Source organism: Streptomyces sp. NPDC002779 (genome assembly GCF_042888685.1).
Taxonomy (GTDB): domain Bacteria; phylum Actinomycetota; class Actinomycetes; order Streptomycetales; family Streptomycetaceae; genus Streptomyces.
Genome location: NZ_JBIAQC010000005.1, coordinates 160,530 through 185,803 on the forward strand (window position 1 = coordinate 160,530; position 25,274 = coordinate 185,803).

The following is a 25,274-nucleotide window of genomic DNA, read 5'->3' on the forward strand; positions in this document are numbered from 1 at the left end:
ACTGTTCCCTGATCGGCAAGCGACCGCTTAGTATGCAAACCGACCCCGGTCAGACGACGCAGTCCGTGGAGGCTCCGCATGCAGGCATGGCAAGTGCACGAGAACGGCGAGCCGAGCGAGGTGATGCGGCTCGCGAACGTCGAGCGGCCCACCCCCGGCGACGGCCAGGTCCTGCTGAAGGTACGCGCCGCCAACATCAACTTCCCGGACGTGCTGATGTGCCGGGGCCACTACCAGGTCAGGCCGCCGCTGCCGTTCACCCCGGGCGTGGAGATCTGCGGCGAGACCGAGGACGGCCGCCGCGTCATCGCCAACCCGGCGCTGCCGTACGGCGGTTTCGCCGAGTACGCCGTGGCCGACGCCGCGGCGCTGCTGCCCGCGCCCGACTCGCTGGACGACGCCGAGGCGGCCGCCCTGCACATCGGCTACCAGACGGGCTGGTTCGGTCTGCACCGCAGGGCCCGCCTCGAAGCGGGGGAGACGCTGCTCGTCCACGCTGCCGCCGGAGGGGTCGGCAGCGCGGCCGTGCAGCTCGGCAAGGCCGCCGGCGCCACCGTCATCGGTGTCGTCGGCGGCGCCGAGAAGGCCGCGGTCGCCCGGGACCTGGGCTGCGACGTGGTGATCGACCGGCGCGCCGAGGACGTCGTGGCCGCGGTGAAGGAGGCCACCGGCGGCCGGGGCGCCGATGTGATCTACGACCCCGTCGGCGGTGAGGCGTACACCCAGTCCACCAAGGTCGTCGCCTTCGAGGGCCGGATCGTGATCGTCGGCTTCGCCAGCGGCACCATCCCCAGCCCGGGGCTCAACCACGCGCTGGTGAAGAACTACGCGATCCTCGGCCTGCACTGGGGCCTGTACAACACCAAGAACCCCAAGCTGGTCCAGCACTGCCACGAGCAGCTCACCGAGATGGCCGCGCGCGGCGCCATCAAGCCGCTGATCAGCGAGCGGGTACCGCTCGGCGAGGCCGCCGCCGCCGTGCAGCGGGTCGGCGACGGCGTCACCACCGGCCGCGTCGCCGTCCTGACGGGGGGAGCGGCATGACCGACGTCCGCCGTCTGACCCAGGAGTTCCTGGCCGCGCATCCGCCCGCCACCACCGAGCGCCTGGACTTCCTCAGGGCGCGCTTTGACGCGGGCCTCGCCTGGGTGCACTACCCCGAGGGTCTCGGCGGCCTCGGCGCCCCGCGCTCCCTCCAGGCCGTCGTGGACGCCGAGCTGGAGGCGGCGGGTGCCCCCGACAACAACCCCCGGCGCATCGGCATCGGCCTCGGCATGGCCGCCCCGACGATCCTCGCCTACGGCACGGAGGAGCAGAAGCGGCAGTACCTGCGTCCGCTGTGGACGGGCGAGGAGGTCTGGTGCCAGCTCTTCAGCGAGCCCGGCGCCGGATCCGACCTGGCCGCGCTCGGCACGCGGGCCGTCCGGGAAGGCGAGGACTGGGTGGTCAACGGGCAGAAGGTGTGGACCTCCAGCGCCCATGTCGCCCGCTGGGCCATCCTCATCGCCCGCACCGACCCGGACGTGCCCAAGCACGCGGGCATCACCTACTTCCTCTGCGACATGACCGACCCCGGCGTCGAGGTGCGGCCGCTGCGCCAGATCACCGGCGAGGCCGAGTTCAACGAGGTGTTCCTCACCGGCGTCCGCATCCCCGACTCCCGCCGCCTCGGCGCGGTCGGCGACGGCTGGCGGGTCGCGCAGACCACCCTGAACAACGAGCGCGTCGCCATCGGCGGCTCGCGGCTGCCCCGCGAGGGCGGCATGATCGGCCCGGTCGCCAGGACCTGGCGCGAGCGCCCCGAACTGCGCACCCACGACCTGCACCAGCGGCTGCTGAAGCTGTGGGTCGACGCCGAGGTCGCCCGGCTCACCGGCGAGCGGCTGCGCCAGCAGCTCGTCGCGGGCCAGCCGGGACCCGAGGGCGCCGGGATGAAGCTCGGCTTCGCCCGCCTCAACCAGGAGATCAGCGGCCTGGAGGTCGAACTCCGCGGCGAAGAGGGCCTGTTGTACGACGACTGGACCATGCGCCGCCCCGACCAGGTGGACTTCACCGGCCGCGACGCCGGCTACCGCTACCTCCGCTCCAAGGGCAACAGCATCGAGGGCGGGACCAGCGAGGTCCTGCTGAACATCGTCGCCGAGCGCGTCCTCGGCCTGCCCGCCGAGCCGCGCACCGACAAGCACGTCGCATGGAAGGACCTGGCCCGATGAGCGCACAGCCCGATCTGCTGTACTCGGAGGAGGAAGAGGCGCTGCGCGCCGCCGTCCGGGACCTGCTCGCCGACCACTGCGACGCGCCCGGGGTCATCGCGCGCACCGAGTCCGACGCCCCGCACGACCTGGAAGCCTGGAAGGCGCTGGCCGACCGCATGGGCCTCGCGGGCCTGCTGGTGCCCGAGGAGCACGGCGGCCAGGGCGCCGGCCATCGCGAAGCCGCCGTCGTCCTGGAGGAGCTGGGCCGCGCGGTCGCCCCCGTGCCCTACCTCACCAGTGCCGTCGTCGCCACCGAGGCGCTGCTGGCCTGCGACGCCTTCGACCTGCTGGCCGAGCTCGCCGCCGGCCGCCGCATCGGCGCCCTCGCCGTCGCCCTGCACCTCGCTCCGGGCGCCGCCCACAAGGCCGTACGGCTGGAAGACGGCGCCCTGCACGGGGAATTGACCGGGATCGCGGACGCGGCCGTCGCCGATGTGCTGCTCGTGCCCGCGGACGACGGCGGGCTGTACGCCGTGGACGCCGCCGCCGTGACCGTCACCCCGCAGGTGTCCCTCGACCTGACCCGGCCCGTGGCGACGGTGACCCTGGCCGGTGCGCCGGGGCGTCGGCTGGGGGACGCCGAGCCGGCCGTACGGCGGGCCCTGCGCGCCGGTGCCGGGCTGCTCGCCTCCGAGCAACTGGGGCTCGCGGACTGGACGTTGACCGAAACGGTCCGGTACCTGAAGGAGCGCAAGCAGTTCAACCGGCCCGTCGGCGGCTTCCAGGCGCTCAAGCACCGGCTCGCCCAGCTGTGGCTGGAGGTCGTCAACCTGCGGGCCGCCGCCCGCAACGCCGCCGGAGCCCTGACGGCCGGCACGGACGCCGATGTGGCGGTCGCCGTCGCCCAGGCGTACGCGGCGTCCGTCGCCGTCCATGCCGCCGAGGAGGCGTTGCAACTGCACGCCGGTATCGGGATGACCTGGGAGCATCCGGTCCATCTGTATCTGAAGCGGGCCAAGGCGGACTCCATCGCCTACGGCACGGCGGGCGCCCACCGGGCGGCCCTGGCCGAACTCGTCGACCTCCAGGCCCCCTGACGCGGCCGGGAGTTCACCGGGCAAAGCCCGCCCTGCCTGGGGCGGGCTTTTCCGTGCGCCCGCGCGGGAGGAGTGAACGGGTGGCGGCAGTCCGGCCAACTCCTGGCACGGACAGGTCCCTTGCGGCCCGGGCCGCTCCATACTCCCTGTGGTCCGGATCGGCCACAGGGAGGCAGACCATGGCGCTCATCACCCGTCGCAGAGCCCTCACCACCGTCGGCGCCGCACTCGCGGCCGTCGCCGCCCAGCCCGTCGGAGCTGCGTTCGCGACCGAACGCAAGCACCGCCCGCGCCCGTTGTGGCGCGCCCACGCCCACAACGACTACGAGCACCCGCGCCCGCTCCTCGACGCCCTCGACCACCGCTTCGGCAGCCTGGAGGCCGACATCTTCCTGGTCGGCGACCAGCTCCTGGTCGCCCACGACCCCGAGGACCTGGACCCCGCGCGCACCCTGGAGTCCCTCTACCTGGACCCGCTCGCCGCCCGCGTCAAGGCCAACCACGGCTCCGTGTACCGCGGTTACCGCAGGCCGCTCCAACTGCTCATCGACATCAAGACCGAGGGCTCCTCGACGTACCTCGAACTCGACCGGCACCTCAGGCGTTACAAGCACCTGTTCACCACCTACGCCCGCGGCCGCGTCTTGCCCGGACCCGTCACCGCCGTGATCTCCGGAAACCGCGCCGCCCGCGTCCCGATGGAGGCGCAGACCGTGCGCCGCGCCTTCTACGACGGCCGGCTCGCCGACCTCGGCAGCGCGGCCCCCGCCTCCTTCATCCCGCTGATCAGCGACAACTGGACCAACCACTTCACCTGGCGGGGCGTCGGCGCCTTCCCCGACGCCGAGCGGCAGAAGCTGACCACGATCACGCAGGCAGCGCACTCCCGCGGCCGGCGAGTGCGGTTCTGGGCCACCCCGGACCTGCCGGGCCCCGAGCGCGACGCGCTGTGGACCGAACTCGTCGCCGCCGACGTCGATCACCTCAACACCGACGACCTCGCGGGCCTGCGCGCCTTCCTGGAGGCGAACGACCGGGCGTGACACCACACGTTCGGCGGACAGGTCAGCCGCCCGGACGAACCCTCCGCTACGCCACACTTACGGCCGAACGCCGTGAACCGGACGTGACGGCGTGGCGGAGGAGGTTGACGATGGCGATTTCCATCTCTGTGGTGCTGCTGCTCCTGATCCTTGCGGTGATCTTCCTGCGCAGCGGCGGGCTGAAGGTCTCTCACGCCCTGGTGTGCGTGCTGCTCGGCTTCTACATGGCCGGCACGAGCATCGCGCCCACCATCGAGAGCGGCCTCACGGCCACCGCCGGCATCGTCAGCGGTCTGCGGCCGTGAGGATTCAGGGGGTGACGATTCAGGGGGTGACGAAGACCCCGATGCCGTTCGGGACGGGGCGTTCCGCGCCGCCCGAGGGATGGTTGCGGACCGTGACCGCCGAGGCCCCCGGGTCCCGGGCGACCAGGGTCGAGGACCCGCCGCCGTCCAGGCTGAAGGCGTCGGCCGCACCCAACTCGCCCAGGGTGTCGGCGATTTCGGCGATGGTCAGGCCGCGGTACGCCGGTCCGCCGTCCAGTGAGAACAGCAGCACCTGCCTCCCGCCACCCCCGATGCCCACGGCGCTGCGCACCGCCGAGGTGGTGTCGTCCAGACCCGGCAGGGGCTGTCCGCCGACGAGGACCGGGTACCCGCCGACCGCGAACCGGTACGGGATCCGCGAGTCGGCCGACACCAGCCGGTGCCGTACCGCCACCGGCTGACCCGTGACGAACTTCCGCAGCTCCTGTGCCCCGGCCTCCCGGCCCACCAGCACGGTGGTCCCCGGCTCGATGGGGCCGCCGCCCGGTACGTCGGCCGTCGACACCACCCGGCCGCCCCGGAGCGTCACCTCGTGGGTGTCCCCGCTGCACGGCGCCGCCCGCTCGGTGTCGGTGCCGCAGGTCGCGCGCACCCGGGAGGCGGAGCCCCACGCGGAGGTGAACGCCCCGACGGAATTCACCGGCAGCGCGTACTGGTTGAGCCCGCCGAGCCCCATCTGTCCGGTCACCGTGCGGATCGAGCCGTGCAGCGCCATGCCGTCGAGGCGGACCCGGCGGTCCACGCCCATGCCGACGACGTCCTCGGTGGAGGTGCCGGGCGGCAGCGCGGGCCCGAAGCGCTGACCGTTCGGCACGGCCGCCTTGAGCGTACGGCCGCTCGCCACGGCCGGTCCCACGCTCGCGCCGGTCGCCTCGACGCCCGGGTGCTGGGTCTCGGTGATGTTGAAGAAGTCGCCGTTGACCCCGGCGACGGCGCCCTGGGTGTCGGCCAGCCGGGACACGGGCTCCCGCGCTGCCACCTTCCCCGGGTACAGCAGGTCCAGCGAGACGCGCGGGTCGGTCAGGTCCACGCGCAGCAGATGGCCGTGCGCGGTGCCCCGGGCGCCCTCGATGTCGAAGTGCTCGTAGACGACACCCGGGGCGAGCCGGGTGCCGTCGGCAACTGCGCCGGCCGGTGCCGCCCCCACCAGGGCGGTACCGGCCAGCGCACCGAGTGCGGTGAGAAAGGCCAGCGCTGTTCTGCCTGCTGCTAACCGCTTCTGAGGTTGGGTCACGCTTCCCCCTGAGGGCTCGTCAACTGTCCCAGGTCTCGGGGAAGTGCATCAGACGGAGGCGGACGGCGGGACGGCTAAGCGCCGACGACGCGAGAACGGATGAGGAAACGCACTCCCTCGGGTGCCTCCAGCGAGAAGCCGCTGCCCCGGCCCTCGACCACGTCGACGATCAGCCGGGTGTGGCTCCACGCCTCGTACTGGCTGCGGGACATCCAGAACCCGACCGGCTCCTCGACGCCCTCCACGTACAGCTCCGCGAGCAGCACGTCCGAGCCGCCGGTACGGAACTCGCCCTTCGGGTAGCACATGGGGGCACTGCCGTCGCAGCAGCCGCCGGACTGGTGGAACATCAGCGGGCCGTGCGCCGCGTGCAGCCTGCGCAGCAGTTCGGCGGCCGCGGGCGTGAGTTCGACGCGCGGGATCTCCTCGTACATGCCAACCATCCCCAGGGGAACCGGATCCGGACGGACCAGGAGACCACGGGGGAGGTTGCGAGAGGGTTGCAGGACCGCCGGGCCCTCTCGGCTAGGGGAGCGCGTACGGCGTGAAGTGGGCCGGGGTGTGGTCGATCGGCAGATCGGGACGCCAGGCGGTCAACGCCTGGGCGCTGCACACGAACAGCTCCTGCGGCAGCCGGTCCAGGGCGTACCAGCGCCAGTCGCCGACCTTCTCGCCCGGCTGGTCGGCCGGTTCCCCCTGCCAGGCGGTGACCTCGGCGGCGACGGTGAGCCGTACCACCCCGTCGACCCGGTCCAGCAGGGTGCCGAGGAGGCGTACGTCCGCCGGGCGGGCCGTCAGGCCGGTCTCCTCGGCCAGCTCGCGCACGACCGTCTCCCGCAGCGACTCGCCGGGCTCCACCATGCCCCCGGGCAGCTCCCGGGTGCCGTGCCGGTGGCGTCCCAGGAGCAGGCCCCGGGGGCCGTGCAGGATCGCGCCGACGCCCAGGGCCGTCTGGGGGGCGGGCGGACGGGGGGTACGGGGGCGGGAGGAGACGCGGTCCGGGGGTGTCATCGGGCTCCGGGCTCTCGTAGAAGGGGGTCTTGAGGGGAGGGCTTGTAGGCAGATCTTCTCAGGTAGGTATTTTGACATACCTATGCTGTCATACCTATAGTCGGAGGGTGACCCCCTCCAGCGCCCCCGGCCGGGACCTCGACCGCGTAGCCGCCGTGCTCGCGGACCGCGTGCCCGCGCTGCACCGTGCCCTGGACCGCCGGGTCGCCGCGGAGTATCCGCACCCCAAGCCGCCCGAGGGGCAGCTCGCGCTGCTGCGGTTCGTCGCGCAGCGCGAGGGCGCCACCGTGCGCGAGGTGGCCGAGGCGCTGCTGATGAAGCCGAACAATGTCAGCACCCTCGTCTCCCAGCTGACCGAGCGCGGGCTCCTGGAGCGCCGGCCGGACGGCACCGACAAGCGGGTCGCCCACCTCCATCTCACGGCCACGTCCCGGCAGCGGCTCGCCGAGGTGCGCGAGCTGGAGGCCACGTATCTCCGCCAGGCGCTGATGTCCCTCACCGAGGGTGAGAAGGACGCGCTGGGCTCCGCCCTGGGCGCCCTCAACTCCCTGACGAACCGGCTCCACTCCGCCGTCCGCTGAGCGGCCGGCGCGCCCCGGGAGGGGCGTGACGCCGTCGGTTCACCCCCTCCGTGGGCCTCCCTTCCCCTTTTTCCCTCTTTCTCCGCACCCCCTTTTCGAAGAGAAGGCTCCTCCATGCCGTCCACCTCCGTGGATCACTCCACCCTGCCCGCGTCCGGCACGGCCGCAGCGGTCGCGGGCCGTCGCGCCAACCCCTGGCTGACGCTGTGCGCCGTCGCGTTCGGCCTGTTCATGGTGCAACTCGACGGTTCCGTCGTCGCCATCGCCAACCCCGCGATCGGCGAGGCGTTCGACGCCGACACCGCCCAGCTCCAGTGGGTGACCAACGCCTACCTGCTCGCCCTCGCCGCCACCCTCATCCTCGGCGGCAAGCTCGGTGACCGCTTCGGGCGGCGCACCTACTACCTCGTCGGCGTCGCCGGGTTCACCCTCGCCTCGGTCGCCATCGGGCTCTCCGGGTCCATCACCGGGGTCATCGTCTTCCGGGCGCTCCAGGGCGTCTTCGGCGGACTGCTGATGCCCAACACGCTCGGCCTGCTGCGGGCGGTCTTCCCGCCGCGGAGGTTCGGCATGGCCGTCGGCATCTGGGCCATGGTCTCCGCCGTCTCGACAGCCCTCGGCCCCATCGTCGGCGGTCTCCTCGTGGAACACGTCAGCTGGGAGTCCGTCTTCTACATCAACGCCCCCATCGGGGTCGCCGCCCTGCTGTTCAGCATGTTCGTGCTCCCGCAGAGCAAGAACTCCACCGGGCACCAGCGCTTCGACATCCCCGGCGTCCTGCTGCTCGCGGCCGGACTGCTCTGTGTGGTCTTCGGCGTGGTCAAGGGCGAGAGCTGGGGCTGGACCTCGGCCGGCACCTGGGCGGCCGTCGGGGCGGGCGTGCTCGTCCTGGTCCTGTTCGGCCGGCACGAGACCCGGGTGGAGCACCCGCTGCTGCCCATGCGGCTGTTCCGCAACCGGTCCCTGACCGTCGGCGCGATCATCACCGCGCTCAACTTCTTCGTCATGCTCGGCGTGATCTTCTTCGTGATGCTCTACCTCCAGAACGTCCGCGGCTTCACCCCCGTCGAGGCGGGTGTGCGCACCCTCCCGCTGAGCCTGGCCTCGCTGGTCGCCTCCCCGCTGGGCGCGGTTCTCACCCAGCGCCTGGGCGCCCACTTGACGATGCCGCTCGGCATGGTGCTCCAGGCCGCCGCCTGCTTCGGCATGCTCACCTGGCAGACCGACTCCTCCTACGCCACGATGTGGCCGCCGTTCGTGGCGCTCGGGCTCGGTGTCGGCATGGTGCTGTCCGCGTCCTCGGACGCCATCGTCGGCAACGCCCCCGTCCAGGACGGCGGGGTGGCGGGCGGCCTCCAGGCCACCACCCTCCAGATCGGCGGCGCCCTCGGCACGTCCGTGCTGGTCTCCGTGATCAGCGCCAAGGTGGGCGCCACGCTCACCGGCGAACTGACCGGGGCGGGCGTCCCGTCCGCCCTCGCCGACCGGCTCCAGGAGGCCGAGGACGCGGTGGCGATGGGCATCGCACCGGTCTCCGCCGACATGCCTGCGGGCCTGCGGGCAGCGGTCGTGGAGGGCAGCGGGGAGGCGTTCCTGAACGGCGTCCACGCGGCCGGGGTGCTGACCGGTGCGTTGTGTCTGGTGGGCGCGGCCGTGGCGGCGGCCGGTCTGCGGCGCCCGGCGAAGTGAAGTGAGGGGACGGGCACGGTCCCCGGCGGAGCCGTGCCCGTTCGCCCGTCCCGGCGTGGCGGCCCAAGCGGGGGGCATTCTGCATGCGTTCGCCCGTCCGGGCGTGACGGGGCGATTGGAGCGCGTTCACCCGTCCAGCGTGGCGGGGCAATCGGGGCGCGCTCGCCCGTCCCGCCCTGGCGGGGCATTCTGCGCGCGTTCGCACGTACCGCCCTGGCGGGGCATGCCGTGCCCGTCCGCCCGTCCGCCCATCCGGTCCTGGCACGGCACTCCGCGTCCGTCCGCCCATCCGGCCCCGGCGCGCTATTCCGCGCCCCCTCGCCCCCCGCCCCGGCGCGCCATCCCGCCCGTTCGCACATCTGAGCCCGGAATAGCATTCTCCGCGCCGGAGCAGATACAGCACGATGACCGAGCACCCGCTTCTTCCGGAGAACGCGTCATGGCCCTCCCGCCGAGCACTCGCCCGGTGGGCCCGGACCATCACGGAGGCCCGCTGGTTCGCGTTCACCGTCCTCGTCCTGGTCCTCGCCAACGCCGCCCTGCTGGGCGTGGAGACCTACCGCGGCCTCGCGGCGGACTGGTCCCAGGGGCTGCGGACCGCCGAGTACGTGTGTCTGGCCGCCTTCACCGCCGAGATCGTGCTGCGCGCCTGCGCCCACGCCGACCGCCCCCGCGACTTCTTCCGTGACCCGTGGAACCTGTTCGACCTGGCCCTCGTGGGCTGCGCCTTGCTGCCGTTCGTTCGCGAGAACGCCACGGTCCTGCGGTTGCTGCGGCTGGCCCGCGTCCTGCGCACCGCCCGCTTCCTGCCCCAACTGCGCATCGTCATGGTCGCGGTGGGCCGCAGCCTGCCCGGCACGGTCAGCTTCCTGCTCGTGGGCGCCCTGCTGCTGTACGTCTACGCCATGGTCGGCTGGATCCTCTTCGGCCACCACGACCCCGAGCAGTACGGCTCGATCGGCCGGGCCGTGCTCACCCTCTTCCTGCTGATGACCCTGGACGGCCTCGGCGAGGCGGTCCACTCCGGCCTGGAGGCGACGCGCTGGAGCATCGTCTACTACGCGTCGTACGTGCTCATAGCCTCGTTCGTGCTGGTCAACGTCCTGATCGGGGTGGTGATCAGCTCGCTGGAGGAGGCGCGGGAGATGGAGCGGGAACAGCGGGACGACACCCCGTCCGCCGCCCCGTCCGCCGACCGGGAACTGCTCAACCGGATCGCCGCGGCGCGCAGAGCCCTCGACGAGCTGGAGGCGAGCCTTCCGGCGCAAAACCGCTCGACGCGTCGCCGGCCCTGTGCCTAGGGTGATCATTGCGGCATCGCGTGCCGGTCACCGGCTGGGTGAGGCATGGAGGTTCCGCGGAGATGCCCGTGGAGGCATTCCCTTGGCAGTCGAGTTCAACCACACCATCGTTCTCTCCCGCGACCGGGAGAAGTCCGCCCGTTTCCTCGCCGACATCCTCGGCCTCGAAGTCGGCGCACCCGGCGGGCCGTTCCTCCCCGTCGTCACCGCCAACGGCGTCACGCTGGACTTCATGACCGCCGGTGCGGACATTCCCATCCAGCACTACGCCTTCCTCGTCTCGGAGGCGAAGTTCGACGAGATCCTCGCCCGGCTCGTCGCCGGGCGCGTGCCCATCCAGGCCGATCCGCACGGCAGGCACCCGGGCCGGATCAACCGCAACGACGGCGGCCGGGGCGTGTACTTCCTCGATCCCTCCGGACACGGCCTGGAGGCCTTCACCCGGCCCTACGGCTCCGACCCGGCCTCCGAGCTGAACGGCGTGACCGAAGAGGTGCCCGGCGCGACCGTGAACTGACCGTGCTGTGAAGGAGGCGGCAGATGACCGAACAACCCCGCGACCCGACCGGGACCTTCGAGACGGAACGGTCCGCGGAGATCGTCGCCGCCTCCTTCGCCGGCGCCCCGGACGCCCGCCTGCGCGAGATCCTCACGTCCCTGGTCCGGCACGCCACGCCATCGTGAAGGACGTGGGCCTGACCGGCGAGGAGTGGGCCGAGGGCATCCGCTTCCTCACTGAGACCGGACAGCGGTGCGACGCCACCCGGCAGGAGTTCATCCTGCTCTCGGACGTGCTCGGGGTGTCGATGCTGGTGGAGTCGTTGGACAACCCGGCCGACGGGCAGTGCACCGAGGCGACCGTGGAGGGCCCCTTCCACCTGGTGGACTCGCCCGAGCGGGAACTCGGGGACGCGATCGGCGAGGGCGGCGAGCCCTGCCTGGTCACCGGCCGGTTCACGGACACCTCCGGGGCACCGGTGGCCGGGGCGCGGGTGGACGTGTGGCAGGCCGACGCGGACGGGTTCTACGACGTCCAGCGGCCCGGCGAGGTGCCGGAGCGCAATCTGCGCGGCCTGTTCACGCCGACGGCGACGGCGGGTTCCGGTTCCGCACGGTCGTTCCGCGCCATTACCCGATCCCGTCCGACGGCCCGGTGGGCGCCCTGCTGCGGGCGACCGGCCGCCACGCGAACCGGGCCGCGCACATCCATCTGCGCACATCCATCTGCAGGTGTCGGCGCCGGGGTTCCGCACCCTGACGACCTATCTGTTCGCCGACGACTCGCCCTACTTGACTCCGACGCGGTGTTCGGCGTGAAGGTGAGCCTGATCCGCACGTTCGCCCGCGTGGACGATCCGGGACGGGCCGCCGAGTACGGCCTGCCGAACCCTTTCCGCCAGGTGGACTTCCCGGTCACCGTCCGCCGCGAGCCGGGTATGTAGTGTTCATGCCACGGCCATGTCCCGGCAAGTGACCTGCCCCCACCCGTCACACGCGCCGGGAAGGCTGCGAGCCGCATCCGATCATGAGCCGAAGGAGCGTTCGCGTGCCCGAGCCCCGTACCCGCCGACCGTACGTCTTCCTGATGACCGCCACCCTGGTGGCACTCGCCGTGACCCTGCCCGCCCAGGCAGGGGCGTCGTCCGGTCTGCCCGCGCTCACCCCCCGGGCCGAGACCGCGCCGCTCTACGACGACGAGGCGGGCGGCAACTCCGACGCGGACGACCCGGCGATCTGGCGCAACGCCGCGGAGCCGGGCCGCAGCCTGGTCGTCGCCACGGCCAAGGAGGGCGGCCTTCGGGTCTACGACCTCGACGCTCGCGAGATCCAGTCCCTGCCCGCGCCGGCCGGTCCGACGCCCGAGGACGCCCCCGGGCGCTTCAACAACGTCGACCTGGTGCAGGGCCTGAAGCTGTCCACCGGCCGCGCCGACCTCGCCGTCACCAGCGACCGCGGCAACGACCGGCTCCGCTTCTACCGCATCGACCGCGACCGCGCCGGCGGCCCGCTCACCGACGTCACCGACCCCGCCGCGGCGCCCGTCTTCTCCGCCGACCAGGAGGAGATCAACGACCAGCGCACCGCGTACGGCCTCGCCACCTGGACCGACCGCGCGTCGGGCCGCTCGTACGCCCTGGTCAGCCGCCGCGAGACCACCAGCGTCGCCCTCCTGGAACTGCTCCCCACCCGCTCCGGGACGGTCGGCTACCGCAAGCTGCGGACCATCGGCCTGCCCTCGTCCTTCACCCTGCCCGACGGCACGTCCTGGACCCCCTGCCTGGAACCCGGTGAACTGCCCCAGGTGGAGGGCATGGTGGTCGACCCCGCGAACGGTGTCCTCTACGCAGGCCAGGAGGACGTCGGCATCTGGCGGCTGCGCGCCGACCTCACCGGCACGCCCCGGCTGATCGACAAGGTCCGCGAGTACGGCGTCCCCGGGACCTACGACGAGGCCACCGAGGAGTGCGCCTCGGGCGCCGACCCCGGCTACGGCGGCACCCGCCTGTCCGCCGACGTCGAGGGCCTGACCCTGCTGCCCGAGGCCGACGGCGACGGCTATCTCCTCGCCTCCAGCCAGGGCGACAGCACCTTCGCCGCGTACGACCGCGAGTTGGCGGACCACAACGAGTACGAGGGCGGCTTCCGGGTGACGGCCGCCTCCGCGACCCTCGACGGATCCGAGGAGTGCGACGGAGCGGCGGCCCTCAACGCCCCGCTCGGCCGCCGCTACCCCAACGGCCTCCTCGTCGTCCAGGACGGCGACGAGACCCCGCAGGGCGACGACCGCGCCGCCACGGGCTTCAAGTTCGTCGACCTCGCGGACGTCCTGACGGCCCTGGACGACTGACGCACGGGGCGCCCGGGGATCCCGGGCGCCCCTCGTACGCGGCCCCCGGCTACGGCTTCCACCACAGGCCGGACGCGTCGCGCAGGGTGTTGGTGCCGCAGTGGATCTCACCCATGCCGAGGTGGTACGTGTACCAGTCGTCGACGTACGAGACCTTCAGGCCCGCGCGGGTGTACGCGGCCGTGACGGCCTCGGTGAAGATGTCCTTGCCCCCGACGACGGGACCCCACTGGCGCGGGGCGAGGTAGCGGTCGCGGGAGAGCAGGATGCCGTTGACGGCACCCGGGACGTACGCGCTGGTCATGACGGTGGGAGCCGGTGCGGCGGCAGCCGTGTCCGCGGCGAGCTTCTGCTGGCCGTACTTCCGCGCGGCCTCCGGGGTGCCGCCGCCGAGGCGCCGGAGCAGCGGGACGCGCGTCTCGGCGCTGTCCCCGACGATGCCCCGGGTGTAGAGGGCCGGCACGCGCACGATCTCCTCGTCGGTGACGCCCGTCTCCCGCTTGAGGATCTCCAGGTTGGCCGCGATCTTCCCGGCCGCCATCTCGTTGTCGGACACGAGGTGCCGCGAGGCGAGGGCCTCGTCGATGGTCTCCGCGGGGGGCAGCAGTTCGTCGAAGCCGGGAACGGAGAACATCTTCTTCGCGCCGTGGCCGTCGCGCTGCGCGTCGCGCAGGAGTTGCAGTCCGCCCTCCGGGTCGGCGACACCGATCCGCCAGCCGCGCGGCGTGTCGGCGGGCAGGAACTGCACGAACTCGTCCACGTGCCCCACATGCAGCCACGAGGTGTCCAGCAGGAGCGGATCCTGCAGCCCCTGGGACTTCAGCAGCGTGCGTATCTCCTTCGAGGGGCGGATGCCACTGCCGTCCTTGCGCTCACCCATGATGATCCGCCCGGCCGGGAACGAGCGGCCGCCCAGCGCGTAGGGCGGGATGGTCTCCAGGTTGCCGTAGGAGTTCAGGGTCTCCCACCCCTGCATGTCCTGGCCCTTGGCCTGTACGACACCGACGTTCGGGCCGCGCAGCTTCTCGTAGAGCTCGCGGCCCGCCTCGCGGTCCTGGGCGGAGCGCAGCATCACGCGCATCGTCCGCTGCCGTCCGTCCGGGCCGGTCATGTTGAGGTAGGCCGGCTCGACGAAGTCCTGGGCCCAGATGTCGCCGTACTTCTCGAAGGTCACCAGCGGCTTGGTGACACCCGCCCGCCGGGCCTCCTTGTCCAGCTTCGTCACGAACGCGCGCTGGCGCTTGGCCCAGGGGTCGTTGCCGCGGACCTTGGTGACCATCAGCTGCTGGGTGTTCTGGCGGGCATGGTGGGTGAGCAGCGGGGCGGCGCGCAGGGTGACGGTGTCCGAGGCGGTGCCGGACGCGGAGGTGACCTTCAGCCGGATCGCGACGCGTCCGTCCCACTTCGCGCTGTCCCGGATCACGTCCTTGCCCTCGACCCCGAACTCGACGCCGGAGCGCAGCTCGGCCCGGGTCAGCCGGGTCGACGAAGTGACAAGTTCCCAGGCGCCGTTGCGCAGGAGGAAGACTCTGGTCTGCGCCGCTCCCACGGTGACCTTGACGCTGCCCTTGGCGTCGGACGGCAGACCGCGCATCGGCACCGAGCGCACCCGGGCGAGGTCGGCGGCGTCGGCACGGCCGTTGACCTTCTTGTCGGAGGCGTCGTTGCAGGCGGCCAGCTTGGCGTCGGAGAGCGGCCGGCCGCCCGGACCGGTGGTCGGGCACCGCTTGCTGTCGTCGTCGATGTTGGGCAGGAAGACCGCCCCTCGCCCCGCGGACCAGGTGTCCTCACCGGCGGTGTCCGTGCCACCGGTGAGGTCGACCCGTCCGTCACGGTCGGTATCCGCCCTCAGGTCCACCCGCAGCGGCTCCTCCGCGTACGCCGCGGGGGGCGTCAGCACCGCTCCCGTCGCGGTGAGGGCCAGCAGCGCCCGTACAGCGTTCTTCGTACGCACATCGCGTCCTTTCGTCCCGTGCGGTTCTCCCCGCTGAAGGGGATGAGGCGGAACGGACGCCGTGCGTTGGCTGAGCCGTGCGAATTCTTCTCGTCTGCTGACGGGTTGAGGGAAAACTGTGCCGCTCGGACTCTAGAAGAACCCCAGCTTCTTCGGGCTGTAGGAACACAGGAGGTTCTTCGTCTGCTGGTAGTGCTCCAGCATCATCTTGTGCGTCTCGCGGCCGATGCCCGAGCCCTTGTAGCCGCCGAAGGCCGCGTGGGCCGGGTAGGCGTGGTAGCAGTTGGTCCAGACGCGGCCCGCCTGGATCGCGCGGCCCGCGCGGTACGCCGTGTTGGCGTCGCGGGTCCACACGCCGGCGCCGAGGCCGTACAAGGTGTCGTTGGCGATCTTGATGGCGTCGTCGAAGTCGTCGAAGGACGTCACCGAGACGACGGGGCCGAAGATCTCCTCCTGGAAGATCCGCATCCGGTTGTTGCCCTCGAAGATCGTCGGCTGGACGTAGTAGCCGTCCTTGAGTTCGCCGTCGTGCTCGACGCGCTCGCCGCCGGTGAGGACCCGGGCGCCCTCCTGCCGGCCGATGTCGAGGTAGGAGAGGATCTTCTCCAACTGGTCGTTGGAGGCCTGGGCGCCGATCATCGTGTCGGTGTCGAGCGGATGGCCGGTCCTGATCAGCTCGGTGCGGGCGACCGCCGCCTCCATGAACTCGCCGTAGTGGCCGCGCTGGACGAGCGCCCGCGACGGACAGGTGCACACCTCGCCCTGGTTGAGCGCGAACATCGTGAAGCCCTCGAGGGCCTTGTCGCGGAAGTCGTCGTCGGCCCGCCAGACGTCCTCGAAGAAGATGTTCGGGGACTTGCCGCCGAGTTCGAGGGTGACCGGGGTGATGTTCTCCGAGGCGTACTGCATGATCAGCCGGCCCGTCGTGGTCTCACCGGTGAACGCCACCTTCGCCACCCGCGGGCTGGACGCCAGCGGCTTGCCCGCCTCCACGCCGAAGCCGTTGACCACATTGACGACGCCCGGCGGCAGCAGATCGGCGATCAGGCTCAGCCAGTAGTGGATGGAGGCCGGGGTCTGCTCGGCCGGCTTGAGCACGACCGCGTTGCCCGCCGCCAGCGCCGGGGCCAGCTTCCAGGTCGCCATCAGGATCGGGAAGTTCCACGGGATGATCTGCGCGACGACCCCGAGCGGCTCGTGGAAGTGGTACGCCACCGTGTCGTCGTCGATCTCGCCGAGCGAGCCCTCCTGGGCGCGGATTGCCCCGGCGAAGTAGCGGAAGTGGTCGATGGCGAGGGGGATGTCGGCCGCCAGCGTCTCGCGCACCGGCTTGCCGTTCTCCCAGCTCTCGGCGACCGCCAGCCGCTCCAGGTTCGCCTCCATCCGGTCGGCGATCTTCAGCAGGATGCCGGACCGTTCGGTCACCGACGTACGGCCCCAGGCCGGGGCTGCCGCGTGCGCCGCGTCCAGGGCGCGCTCCACGTCGTCCGCGGTGCCGCGCGCGATCTCGGTGAACGGCTGCCCGTTCACCGGGGAGGGGTTCTCGAAGTACTGCCCCCGAGCCGGCGGCACGTACTCGCCGCCGATGAAGTGGTCGTAGCGCGCCTGGTAGGAGACGATCGCGCCCTCGGTCCCGGGTGCCGCGTAACGGGTCATGCCGGCCTGCCTCCCTGCACAGCGCTGCCCGCCGTTGGGCAGCTCTCGGCGCGAGGCTAGGCAGCGGGAGGTTGCATGGACGTTGCGCGGGCCGGGGCGGCGCGGGGGGCGCGGGGGGTCCTCGTATGGGCCGCGGGGCCGGGGGCGTGTGGGGTGGTCCTCGCATCAGCCGAGGGCCGGGGGCGTGTGGGGTGGTCCTCGCATCAGCCGAGGGCCGGGGGCGTGTGGGGTGGTCCTCGCATCAGCCGAGGGGCCAGGGCCGTGCGCGGTGGTTCCCGCATCAGCGCGGCATCCTGCCCGGGGGCGCCGCCAGCTCCGACTCCAGGGCGGCGAGCCGGGAATGGACCGTCGCGGTCGGGCGTACGGCGGCCAGGGCACGCCACACGTCGAGGTCGTCCTCGCCCCAGGGCGCGTGCGCCCAGTCCGCCAGCAGGTCCGGGTCCCGGCGGGCGATCAACGCCGTCCGCAGTCCGTCGGCGAGCCGGCGCCTGATGCGGGCCACCGCCGGCGCCTGCGAGGCGGGCAGCAGCGGACCGGTGTACGCCGTCGCCGCCGCACTGACCGCCCCCGCCGCCAGCCGCCGCTCCACGACGCCGAGGTCCGACTCGACCGGCACGGTGAGCCGGTACGGCCGGGAGGCCAGCAGACCCGGGCCGAGCAGCCGCCGCAGCCGGGCGAGTTCGGCCCGCAGCGTCACGGGCGTCACCGACTCGTCCTCGTACAGCGCGCACAACAGCTCGTCGCCGGTCAGCCCCTCCGGATGCCGGGCGAGCAGCACCAGGATCTCGCTGTGCCGGCGGCTGAGCCTGACCTTGCGGCCGTCGGCGAGCAGCAGGGCCTCGTCCCGGCCGAGCGCGGACAACTCGTGCGCGTCCTCGGCCGGGCCCGGCGGGGTGAGCAGCGCCAGCTGGGACTCGGCCGCCCGCGCTACCGCCTGCACGAAGCCCAGGCTGTGCGGATGGGCCAGCCCGTCCCCGCCGGTGATGTCCACCGCCCCGAGCACCCGCCCGGTGCGCGGATCGTGCACCGGCGCCGCCGCGCACGTCCAGGGCTGCACCCGCCGGATGAAGTGCTCCGCCGCGAACACCTGCACCGGCCGGTCGACGGCGACCGCGGTGCCCGGAGCGTTCGTCCCGACCGCCGTCTCCGACCAGCGGGCACCGGGGACGAAGTTCATCCGGCCCGCCTGCCGCCGGGTCGTGGCATGCCCCTCGACCCACAGCAGCCTGCCGTGCGCGTCGCACACCGCGAGCAGATGCTCGCCGTCTGCCGCGAAGGTACCCATCAACTCACGGATCAGCGGCATCACCCGGGCCAGCGGATGCTCCGCCCGGTAGGCGCCGAGGGCACCGTCGGCGAGTTCCACGCGTGCCGTGCCGTCCGGCCCGACGCCCGCTCTCGCGGAACGCCGCCACGAGTCGGCCACCACGGCACGCACCGGCTTCGGCACGGTGCCCGCCGCGGTGAACGTCTCATGTGCGCGGCGCAGCATCCGGGCGCGCTCGGCAGGGTCGGTCCCCGGCTCCAGGGCCACCCACGGATCGATCAACTCGGCCTCCACGGACGGCGATGCGGCTGGGGACATCGTCACTCCGCGTACGCGTGCGGACAACCTTTTCGACCGGCGTCACCCGAACGACTGGCCGGAAGCGTCGGTCAGGCCGCCTCGACGAGAGCGTCGGTCAGGCCGCCATGACGAGAGCGTCGGTCAGGCCGCCATGACAAGTCCGATGTAACGCTTCCAGTCCCAGTGCGGTCCGGGATCGGTGTGGTCGGTGCCGGGCACCTCGTGATGGCCGATGATGTGCCTCCTGTCCCTCGGGATGCCGTGCCGGGCGCAGATCGCCGCGGTCAGTGCGGCCGACCGCTCGTACAGGGCGTCGGTGAAGTAGGCGGGCCGGTCCACCCAGCCCTCGTGTTCGATGCCGATGCTGCGGGCGTTGTAGTCCCAGTTCCCGCGTGCCAGGCGATGTCCGACTCCCGGACGCACTGCGCCACATGTCCGTCGGCGGAACGGACGACGTAGTGCGCGGACACCTTCTTCTTCCGGTTCCCGAAGACGGCGAGGGTGCCGAGGTAGTCGGTCTGGGTGACATGGACGACGACCAGGTCGACTCGGTGGTCCAGGGGTCTGCGGGCAGCGGTGAAGTTGGCGGTGCTCGTCGGCCGCCACTCGGCGGTCGGCTGGTCGGGGGCGGGAATCTGCGCGCCGGCCTGCGGCCCGGGGAGCAGCCCGTAGGTCACGGCGGTGAGGGCGGCGCCCTTGAGCAGTGTGCGTCTGTCGGTCAGTGGTTGTACCCGGTCCATACGGGGTCGTGCCTCTCGATCGGGTGGGCGGGTCGAGTGGGTGGGCAGGCTCGGGTGGGCGGGCTCGGGGGAGTCGGGGGCGGGGGAGTCGGGAGAAGCGGGGCGGGGGCGGAAGCGGGTGCCGGGTCAGTGCCGGAGCGCGGACGCGGTCTCGCGCAGGCGCGTGTGGAGTCCGCGGTGGGTCTCGCGCGGGGGCAGCCACTCCTTGCGGAGCTTGGCCACGCACGTGTAGTTGGTGTCGCACACATTGGCCAACGGAGACTCCACGGCCTGGGTTGCGAACTGGTACGCGTCCAACTCGCTGAAGCCGTAGTCGCGCACCAGCCACCGCACCAGGTCGAGCTGGGATATCCGGAACGCGTCCTCCAAGGGACGCGCCGATCCAGTCGAGATGATGTGCGTGTCCGACTCGATGCGCGGCCAAGGGGTGGCGATCCCCTTGAGCAGCTCGACGATCACCACGGTGTTCATCGCGCACTCGACGGCGACCCCGCAGGTCTCACCCTCGCCCTGGCGGGCGTGTCCGTCGCCCAGGCTGAGCAGCGCTCCCTCGACGTTCACCCCGAGATAGCAAGTGACGCCGGCCCGCATCTCGGGCGTGTCCATGTTCCCGCCGTGCGCGTCCGGCACCAGCGCCGAGCGGACCTCCAGATTGGCCGGAGCCACCCCCACCGTGCCGTGCATCGGATCGATCGGCAGCTGGGCCTCGAAGTCGCTGTCGTGCGCGCGGAATAGGGCAGTACGCCGGGTTCTGTCCAACTGCCAGATCCAGACGGTCTCCGGCAGCGGCGGCTGAAGCGTGGCCGTGGTGGGGGTCGAGGTGAGGGCGCCGAACAACGGGACGGTGGTGGAGGCGGCCCAATCCCGGGCGGGTTCGATGGAGACGAAGTGCACGGCGACGGTGTCGCCGGGCTCGGCGCCCTCGATGTGGAAGGGGCCGGTCTGCGGGTTGAGGAAGGGGAACTCGCAGACCTCGGAGACCAGGTCCTTCTCCGACCGCACCCGCCCGCCGAAGCAGTCCTCCGTGAACAGGTCCAGCACGGTGCCCGGCGCGATGCGGGCGATGGGTGGGGCGCCGCCGAACGTCCAGGCGTATGCGTGGGGTTCGGGTCGGACGGTCAGGATCCGGGGGTCGCTCATCGCCGCACAGCTCCGTTCTGCCGCAGGTCACGGGGGGAGAGGGGCCGGGAGCGCCCTCGCGTGGTTCACGGTACGGCGCGCAGGGGCCGGGCCGGAGGGCCCGGTGCATTTCCGTGGACAGCGGTCGCCCTGTGGACAACTCGCTCACTCGACCGAGTGAAGTCGGCCTGGGGTCAGGCTCGTTCGCCCACCGCGGCCGGATCGTCCAGCACCCCGCGCACCACCCAGTGCGCGGCGCCCAGCAGCGGCCCCTCGGGCCCGAGCCGCGACACGGACACCGGACAGGCCGCGCCCGCTGTGCGCCCGTCCAGCTCGGCCTCCAGCGAAGGCAGCAGCCAGGGCGCGAGCCCGGCCAGCGCGCCGCCGAGCACCACGCTCTCGGGATCCAGCAGGTTGACCGCCCCGGTCAGCGCGACGCCGAGCGCCTCGCCCGCGTCGTGCAGCGCGCCCCGTACGTCCTTGTCCCCCTCGGCAGCCCGTCCCGCGAGCAGTCCGACGCGGTCCTGGCCCGGTTCCAGCCCCGCCGCCCGCAGCACCGCCTCCTCACCGGCGTACTGCTCCAGACATCCGCGCCCCCCGCACGGGCACGGATGTCCTTCCGGGCGGACCGGAACATGCCCCAGCTCGCCCGCGAAACCGCGTGTCCCGCGCAGCAGTTGCCCGTCCACGACCACGGCCGCACCGATGCCGATCTCCGCGGACACGTGCAGGAAGTCCCGCGGAGTGCCCTCGCCGAGCCAGAGTTCGGCGAGCGCGCCGAAGTTCGCCTCGTTGTCCACGGTGAGCGCGAACTCCTCGGGCAGCAGCGCCCCGAGGTCGACGTCGTGCCATTCGAGGTTCGGCGCCCGGACGACCGTACGACCGTCGCGGGCCACCAGACCGGGCACCGCCACCGAGAGCCCGGCCGGCCACAGCCCTTCGCGCCCGGTCTCCGCCACGACCGCCCGCACCAGCTCGGTCAGCTCCCGGATCACCGGTTCGGGGGAACGCCCCCGGTTCGCGCCGTGCCGCACCGCCCTGGCCCGTACCGCGCCGCGCAGGTCGACCGCGCACACCGCGAGGTGGTCGACGCCGATCTCGGCGCCGATGCCGGCCGGGCCGTGTGCGCTGACGGCGAGCGCCGAGCCGGGCCGGCCCACCCGGCCGGGGCGCTCCGGGCCGAGTTCCTCGATCAGCCCGGCGCGGATCAGCTCGTCCACGAGGGTCGACACCGCCGCCCGCGTCAGACCGATCCGGGAGGCCACGGCGGCACGGGACAGGGGCCCCTCCGCGCTGACGGTGTGCATCACCCGGGCCAGATTGCGGCGGCGCATGCCCTGCTGCGTGTCGGGCAGCGCCCGTCCGGGAAGCGGTGCGGTCATGCCTCCGTCAGTCCTCGATCGGTGTGCGTGCGGTCACTGGGCCTGGGTGCCCCGCTCCAGCAGCGGGGCCGCGTCGGAGAGTACCCCGGCGATCCTCGCCAGGGCCGCCTCGTCCCGCTCCACGGCCTCCAGCACGGGACCCGCGGCCGTGTTCCAGCGCCGGGCGACCGCGGCCGGATCCTCGCCGGTCAGCAGGCCGGCCGCCTGGGCGGCGGCGCCGAGCGCCACCAGTTCCTTGGCCTCGGGCACCCGCACGGGACGCCCCGACAATCGGCGCACGGTCTGCTGCCAGGCCCTGCCGCGCGCGCCGCCGCCGATCAGCAGCAGCGGGGCCGAGCGGTCCGCGTCGGCGTCGAGGACCAGGTCCAGCGCGCCCAGCAAGGAGTGGACGGCGCCGTCGTAGGCGGCCTGGAGGAGCTGGCCCGCCGTGGTGTCGTGGCGCAGGCCGAACAGCAGGCCCGAGGCGTTCGGCAGGTTCGGGGTGCGTTCGCCGTCCAGGAACGGCAGGAGCGTCACGTCCCCGGCCGGTTCCACCGCCTCGCGGTCCAGGCCGAGCAGCGTGGCCACCCGGTCGACGGCGAGGGTGCAGTTCAGGGTGCAGGCCAGCGGCAGCCAGTCGCCGTGGGCGTCGGCGAAGCCCGCGACCGTGCCGGTGGGGTCGGCCGGGCGGCGCCGGGACACGGCGTACACCGTGCCGGACGTGCCGAGACTGAGCACCGGGGCGCCGGGGCGCAGGCCGAGGCCGAGTGCGGCGGCGGCGTTGTCACCGGTGCCGGGAGCGACCAGGGTGCCCTTGGAGAATGGCAGGTCGTGGTGGGTGCGCACGGTGCCCGCCACCTCGCCGGGCCGGACCACGCGGGGGAGCAGCGCCGGGTCGAGGCCCACATGCGCGAGGGTCTCCTCGTCGTACGCCTCCGTGCCGGCCGCCCACCAGCCCGTGCCGGAGGCGTCGCCGCGGTCGGTGGTGCCCTCCCCGGTGAGGCGCTCGGTGAGGTAGTCGTGGGGGAGCCGTACCGCCTTCGTCGCGCGGACGGCCTCCGGCTCGTGCTCGGCCAGCCACGCCCACTTCGTCACCGTGAAGGACGCGCCGGGCACGCTGCCGGTGCGCTCGGCCCAGGCTTTCGGGCCACCCAGCTCCTCGATGAGCCGGCGCGCCTGCGGCGCCGAGCGGACGTCGTTCCAGAGCATCGCCGGGCGCACCGGTTCACCCTGGGCGTCCAGGGTGACCAGGCCGTGCTGCTGGCCGCCGACCGACACCGCGGCGGCCTCGTGCGCGGCGTCGCCGCATTGGCGCAGGGCCTCGCACAGGGCGTCCCACCACTGGCGGGGGTCGGACTCGCGGCCCGCCCCGGCGGACACCGTGTGCGGGGCCTGTCCGCTCGCGACGACCCGCCCGGTGGCCGCGTCGACGACGAGGGCCTTGGTGGACTGGGTGGACGTGTCCACGCCGACGACGAGCGGTCCTTCGGCTGCTGACATCGGGCTCTCCTCCTGTGCGGCTCGGGTCCCGTGGGCGGCTGCGGCCCGGGCCCTGTGTGCGGCGCGTGACCATCCCCGAGGACAACTGTTCTCTTCCCAGGGATGCCTCGGCATACTAATTTGTAAATCGCCATGACGAAATAGTCGGCAGCAAGCAACTCGCAGCAGGCAAGGAGCCGCGGCATGAACTACCAGCCCACCCCCGAGGACAGGTTCACCTTCGGCCTGTGGACCGTCGGCTGGCAGGGACGGGACCCCTTCGGCGACGCCACGCGCCGCGCCCTCGACCCGGTCGAGACGGTGCAGCGCCTGGCCGAACTCGGTGCCCACGGGGTCACCTTCCACGACGACGACCTGATCCCCTTCGGATCCTCGGACACCGAGCGGGAGGCGCACATCAAGCGCTTCCGGCAGGCCCTGGACGCCACCGGCATGACCGTGCCGATGGCCACGACCAACCTGTTCACGCACCCCGTCTTCAAGGACGGCGCGTTCACCGCCAACGACCGCGACGTGCGCCGTTACGCCCTGCGCAAGACGATCCGCAACGTCGACCTGGCCGTCGAGCTGGGCGCGAAGACCTACGTCGCCTGGGGCGGCCGGGAGGGCGCCGAGTCCGGCGCCGCCAAGGACGTACGCGTGGCCCTGGACCGGATGAAGGAGGCCTTCGACCTCCTCGGCGAGTACGTGACCTCCCAGGGCTACGACCTGAAGTTCGCGATCGAGCCCAAGCCGAACGAGCCGCGCGGCGACATCCTGCTGCCCACCGTCGGCCACGCGCTGGCGTTCATCGAGCGCCTGGAACGCCCCGAGCTGTACGGCGTCAACCCCGAGGTCGGCCACGAGCAGATGGCCGGGCTGAACTTCCCGCACGGCATCGCGCAGGCCCTGTGGGCGGGCAAGCTCTTCCACATCGACCTCAACGGCCAGTCCGGCATCAAGTACGACCAGGATCTGCGGTTCGGCGCCGGTGACCTGCGCGCCGCCTTCTGGCTCGTCGACCTGCTGGAGAGCGCCGGCTACGCCGGGCCGCGCCACTTCGACTTCAAGCCGCCGCGGACCGAGGACCTGGACGGCGTGTGGGCGTCGGCCGCGGGCTGCATGCGCAACTACCTGATCCTCAAGGAGCGCGCGGCGGCCTTCCGCGCGGACCCGGAGGTCCAGGAGGCGCTGCGGGCCGCGCGTCTGGACGAGCTGGCGCAGCCCACCGCGGCCGACGGCCTGCAGTCCCTGCTCGCCGACCGCGGCGCGTTCGAGGACTTCGACGTGGAGGCGGCCGCCACGCGCGGAATGGCCTTCGAGCAGCTCGACCAGCTGGCGATGGACCACCTGTTGGGAGCGCGTGGCTGAACGAGCACGCGCGCGTGCCGCGCGCTGCCTTCGGGTGAGCGCGCGGCGCCGGTACGGCACGTATTGCGGCGAGGCGCGCACCGGTCATGGCGAGGTGCGCGCCGGTCGCGGCGGGGAATGCACCGGAATCGTCCCGTCCACCGCATGGGCCGGTACCAACTTCCGCGACGGGCTCGCGTGATCACCGCCGAGAGGTGACGCTGGGCGGTATGGCCATCCCGCCCGTACCGCCCCAGCCGCCCGGTTCGCCGGGCGGTGGCTTCGGCCCGCCCTCCGACGGCTCCGGACCGCCCACGGGCGGCTTCGGGCCTCCGTACGACGAACCGCCGCCCGGCGGAGGCCCAGGAAGGCGACGCGGTCCGCTGCTCGCCCTGCTCGTGGTGATCGTGGCGGGCGTGGCCGTCGCCCTGGTGGTGCTGCTGGCCTCGGGGAGCGACGACTCGCCGGAGGAGAAGCCGTCCGGGGAGAGCACCCGGAGCCCGTCACCGAGGCCGTCCTTCAGCCTTCCCACGGAACTGCCCAGCAGACTGCCGAGCGAGCTGCCGTCGGGCTTCCCCAGCGAGTTGCCCAGCGGGCTTCCCAGTGACCTGCCCAGTGCGATCGAGTCGCTGCTGCCGGAGCTCGACGAGGCCGAGCTGCCGTAGGGCGACGGCCGTGTGCGGGGTGGAGGCGAACCGTCACGCACGCGTGCAGGCCATCTGG

General features: G+C 72.7%; 22 protein-coding genes and 3 pseudogenes. 15 read left to right on the top strand and 10 right to left on the bottom strand.

The window, feature by feature from the left end; genetic code table 11:
* Positions 1-78: 78 nt before the first annotated feature.
* The 5 genes from ACFYW5_RS16245 to ACFYW5_RS16265 all read left to right on the top strand — a co-directional run bounded on the left by ACFYW5_RS16245 (position 79) and on the right by ACFYW5_RS16265 (position 4,640).
* Positions 79-1,044: an NADPH:quinone oxidoreductase family protein gene (locus ACFYW5_RS16245; RefSeq protein WP_389417634.1), complete on the top strand. Its 966-nt coding sequence runs from the start codon at positions 79-81 to the stop codon at positions 1,042-1,044.
* Positions 1,041-2,213 carry an acyl-CoA dehydrogenase family protein gene (locus ACFYW5_RS16250; RefSeq protein WP_389417635.1) on the top strand — a complete coding sequence of 391 codons (1,173 nt, stop codon included), beginning with the start codon at positions 1,041-1,043 and terminating at the stop codon, positions 2,211-2,213. Before ACFYW5_RS16245 ends, ACFYW5_RS16250 begins: the two co-directional genes overlap by 4 nt.
* Positions 2,210-3,292 (top strand): acyl-CoA dehydrogenase family protein, encoded by a 1,083-nt coding sequence (locus tag ACFYW5_RS16255; RefSeq protein ID WP_389417636.1) that lies wholly within the window; start codon positions 2,210-2,212, stop codon positions 3,290-3,292. The genes ACFYW5_RS16250 and ACFYW5_RS16255 overlap by 4 nt, the downstream gene beginning before the upstream one ends.
* Before the next feature lie 179 nt (positions 3,293-3,471).
* Positions 3,472-4,335 carry a phosphatidylinositol-specific phospholipase C/glycerophosphodiester phosphodiesterase family protein gene (locus ACFYW5_RS16260; protein ID WP_389417637.1) on the top strand — a complete coding sequence of 288 codons (864 nt, stop codon included), beginning with the start codon at positions 3,472-3,474 and terminating at the stop codon, positions 4,333-4,335.
* Between the two features lie 110 nt (positions 4,336-4,445).
* The gene (locus tag ACFYW5_RS16265; protein WP_389417638.1) at positions 4,446-4,640 is read left to right on the top strand and encodes a hypothetical protein; all 195 of its coding nucleotides are present in this window, start codon (positions 4,446-4,448) and stop codon (positions 4,638-4,640) included.
* 19 nt (positions 4,641-4,659) lie between these two features.
* Here the strand turns inward: ACFYW5_RS16265 and ACFYW5_RS16270 are convergent, their stop codons facing one another.
* The 3 genes and pseudogenes from ACFYW5_RS16270 to ACFYW5_RS16280 form a co-directional block, all read right to left on the bottom strand.
* Positions 4,660-5,895: a phosphodiester glycosidase family protein gene (locus ACFYW5_RS16270; protein WP_389417639.1), complete on the bottom strand. Its 1,236-nt coding sequence runs from the start codon at positions 5,893-5,895 to the stop codon at positions 4,660-4,662.
* Between the two features lie 74 nt (positions 5,896-5,969).
* Positions 5,970-6,329, bottom strand: coding sequence for a DUF779 domain-containing protein (locus ACFYW5_RS16275; RefSeq protein ID WP_389417640.1), 360 nt, complete (start codon positions 6,327-6,329; stop codon positions 5,970-5,972).
* A 91-nt stretch (positions 6,330-6,420) separates the two neighbouring features.
* Positions 6,421-6,897, bottom strand: a pseudogene (locus ACFYW5_RS16280) (NUDIX hydrolase); the annotation flags it as partial.
* A 116-nt stretch (positions 6,898-7,013) separates the two neighbouring features.
* Between ACFYW5_RS16280 and ACFYW5_RS16285 the strand changes: the two are divergent.
* From ACFYW5_RS16285 to ACFYW5_RS16320, 8 genes and pseudogenes are all read left to right on the top strand, one after another.
* Complete coding sequence (locus ACFYW5_RS16285; protein WP_389417641.1) at positions 7,014-7,487, top strand: MarR family winged helix-turn-helix transcriptional regulator; 474 nt, start codon at positions 7,014-7,016, stop codon at positions 7,485-7,487.
* A gap of 114 nt (positions 7,488-7,601) precedes the next feature.
* Positions 7,602-9,176 (top strand): MFS transporter, encoded by a 1,575-nt coding sequence (locus ACFYW5_RS16290; RefSeq protein WP_389417642.1) that lies wholly within the window; start codon positions 7,602-7,604, stop codon positions 9,174-9,176.
* Between the two features lie 404 nt (positions 9,177-9,580).
* Positions 9,581-10,477, top strand: coding sequence for an ion transporter (locus ACFYW5_RS16295; protein WP_389417643.1), 897 nt, complete (start codon positions 9,581-9,583; stop codon positions 10,475-10,477).
* Positions 10,478-10,559: 82 nt separating this feature from the next.
* Entirely contained in the window at positions 10,560-10,994 is a 435-nt protein-coding gene (locus ACFYW5_RS16300; protein WP_389417644.1) for a VOC family protein, read from the top strand.
* 23 nt (positions 10,995-11,017) lie between these two features.
* A complete protein-coding gene (locus tag ACFYW5_RS16305) occupies positions 11,018-11,161 on the top strand; it encodes a hypothetical protein (RefSeq protein WP_389417645.1) in 144 nt (47 codons plus the stop codon).
* A 5-nt stretch (positions 11,162-11,166) separates the two neighbouring features.
* A pseudogene (locus ACFYW5_RS16310) lies at positions 11,167-11,735 on the top strand (dioxygenase).
* A 55-nt stretch (positions 11,736-11,790) separates the two neighbouring features.
* Positions 11,791-11,919: a hypothetical protein gene (locus ACFYW5_RS16315; protein ID WP_389417646.1), complete on the top strand. Its 129-nt coding sequence runs from the start codon at positions 11,791-11,793 to the stop codon at positions 11,917-11,919.
* Positions 11,920-12,023: 104 nt separating this feature from the next.
* Complete coding sequence (locus ACFYW5_RS16320) at positions 12,024-13,325, top strand: phytase (protein ID WP_389417647.1); 1,302 nt, start codon at positions 12,024-12,026, stop codon at positions 13,323-13,325.
* A gap of 49 nt (positions 13,326-13,374) precedes the next feature.
* Here the strand turns inward: ACFYW5_RS16320 and ACFYW5_RS16325 are convergent, their stop codons facing one another.
* The 7 genes and pseudogenes from ACFYW5_RS16325 to xylB form a co-directional block, all read right to left on the bottom strand.
* The gene (locus ACFYW5_RS16325) at positions 13,375-15,279 is read right to left on the bottom strand and encodes a protein-arginine deiminase domain-containing protein (RefSeq protein ID WP_389417648.1); all 1,905 of its coding nucleotides are present in this window, start codon (positions 15,277-15,279) and stop codon (positions 13,375-13,377) included.
* 132 nt (positions 15,280-15,411) lie between these two features.
* Positions 15,412-16,935, bottom strand: coding sequence for an aldehyde dehydrogenase (adh, locus tag ACFYW5_RS16330; RefSeq protein ID WP_389417649.1), 1,524 nt, complete (start codon positions 16,933-16,935; stop codon positions 15,412-15,414).
* 280 nt (positions 16,936-17,215) lie between these two features.
* Positions 17,216-18,520, bottom strand: a complete 1,305-nt coding sequence (locus ACFYW5_RS16335; RefSeq protein ID WP_389417650.1) for a GAF domain-containing protein — start codon at positions 18,518-18,520, stop codon at positions 17,216-17,218.
* A gap of 123 nt (positions 18,521-18,643) precedes the next feature.
* Positions 18,644-19,242: pseudogene (locus tag ACFYW5_RS16340) on the bottom strand (N-acetylmuramoyl-L-alanine amidase).
* Between the two features lie 126 nt (positions 19,243-19,368).
* Positions 19,369-20,382 (bottom strand): acetamidase/formamidase family protein, encoded by a 1,014-nt coding sequence (locus ACFYW5_RS16345; RefSeq protein ID WP_389417651.1) that lies wholly within the window; start codon positions 20,380-20,382, stop codon positions 19,369-19,371.
* A gap of 173 nt (positions 20,383-20,555) precedes the next feature.
* Complete coding sequence (locus ACFYW5_RS16350) at positions 20,556-21,743, bottom strand: ROK family protein (protein ID WP_389417652.1); 1,188 nt, start codon at positions 21,741-21,743, stop codon at positions 20,556-20,558.
* Between the two features lie 33 nt (positions 21,744-21,776).
* Positions 21,777-23,222: a xylulokinase gene (gene xylB, locus ACFYW5_RS16355; protein ID WP_389417653.1), complete on the bottom strand. Its 1,446-nt coding sequence runs from the start codon at positions 23,220-23,222 to the stop codon at positions 21,777-21,779.
* Between the two features lie 183 nt (positions 23,223-23,405).
* On the opposite strand from xylB, the gene xylA reads away from it, so the two are divergent.
* Both xylA and ACFYW5_RS16365 read left to right on the top strand, forming a co-directional pair.
* A complete protein-coding gene (xylA, locus tag ACFYW5_RS16360; RefSeq protein WP_389417654.1) occupies positions 23,406-24,572 on the top strand; it encodes a xylose isomerase in 1,167 nt (388 codons plus the stop codon).
* Between the two features lie 209 nt (positions 24,573-24,781).
* Complete coding sequence (locus ACFYW5_RS16365; RefSeq protein WP_389417655.1) at positions 24,782-25,216, top strand: hypothetical protein; 435 nt, start codon at positions 24,782-24,784, stop codon at positions 25,214-25,216.
* The last annotated feature ends 58 nt before the right edge of the window (positions 25,217-25,274 follow it).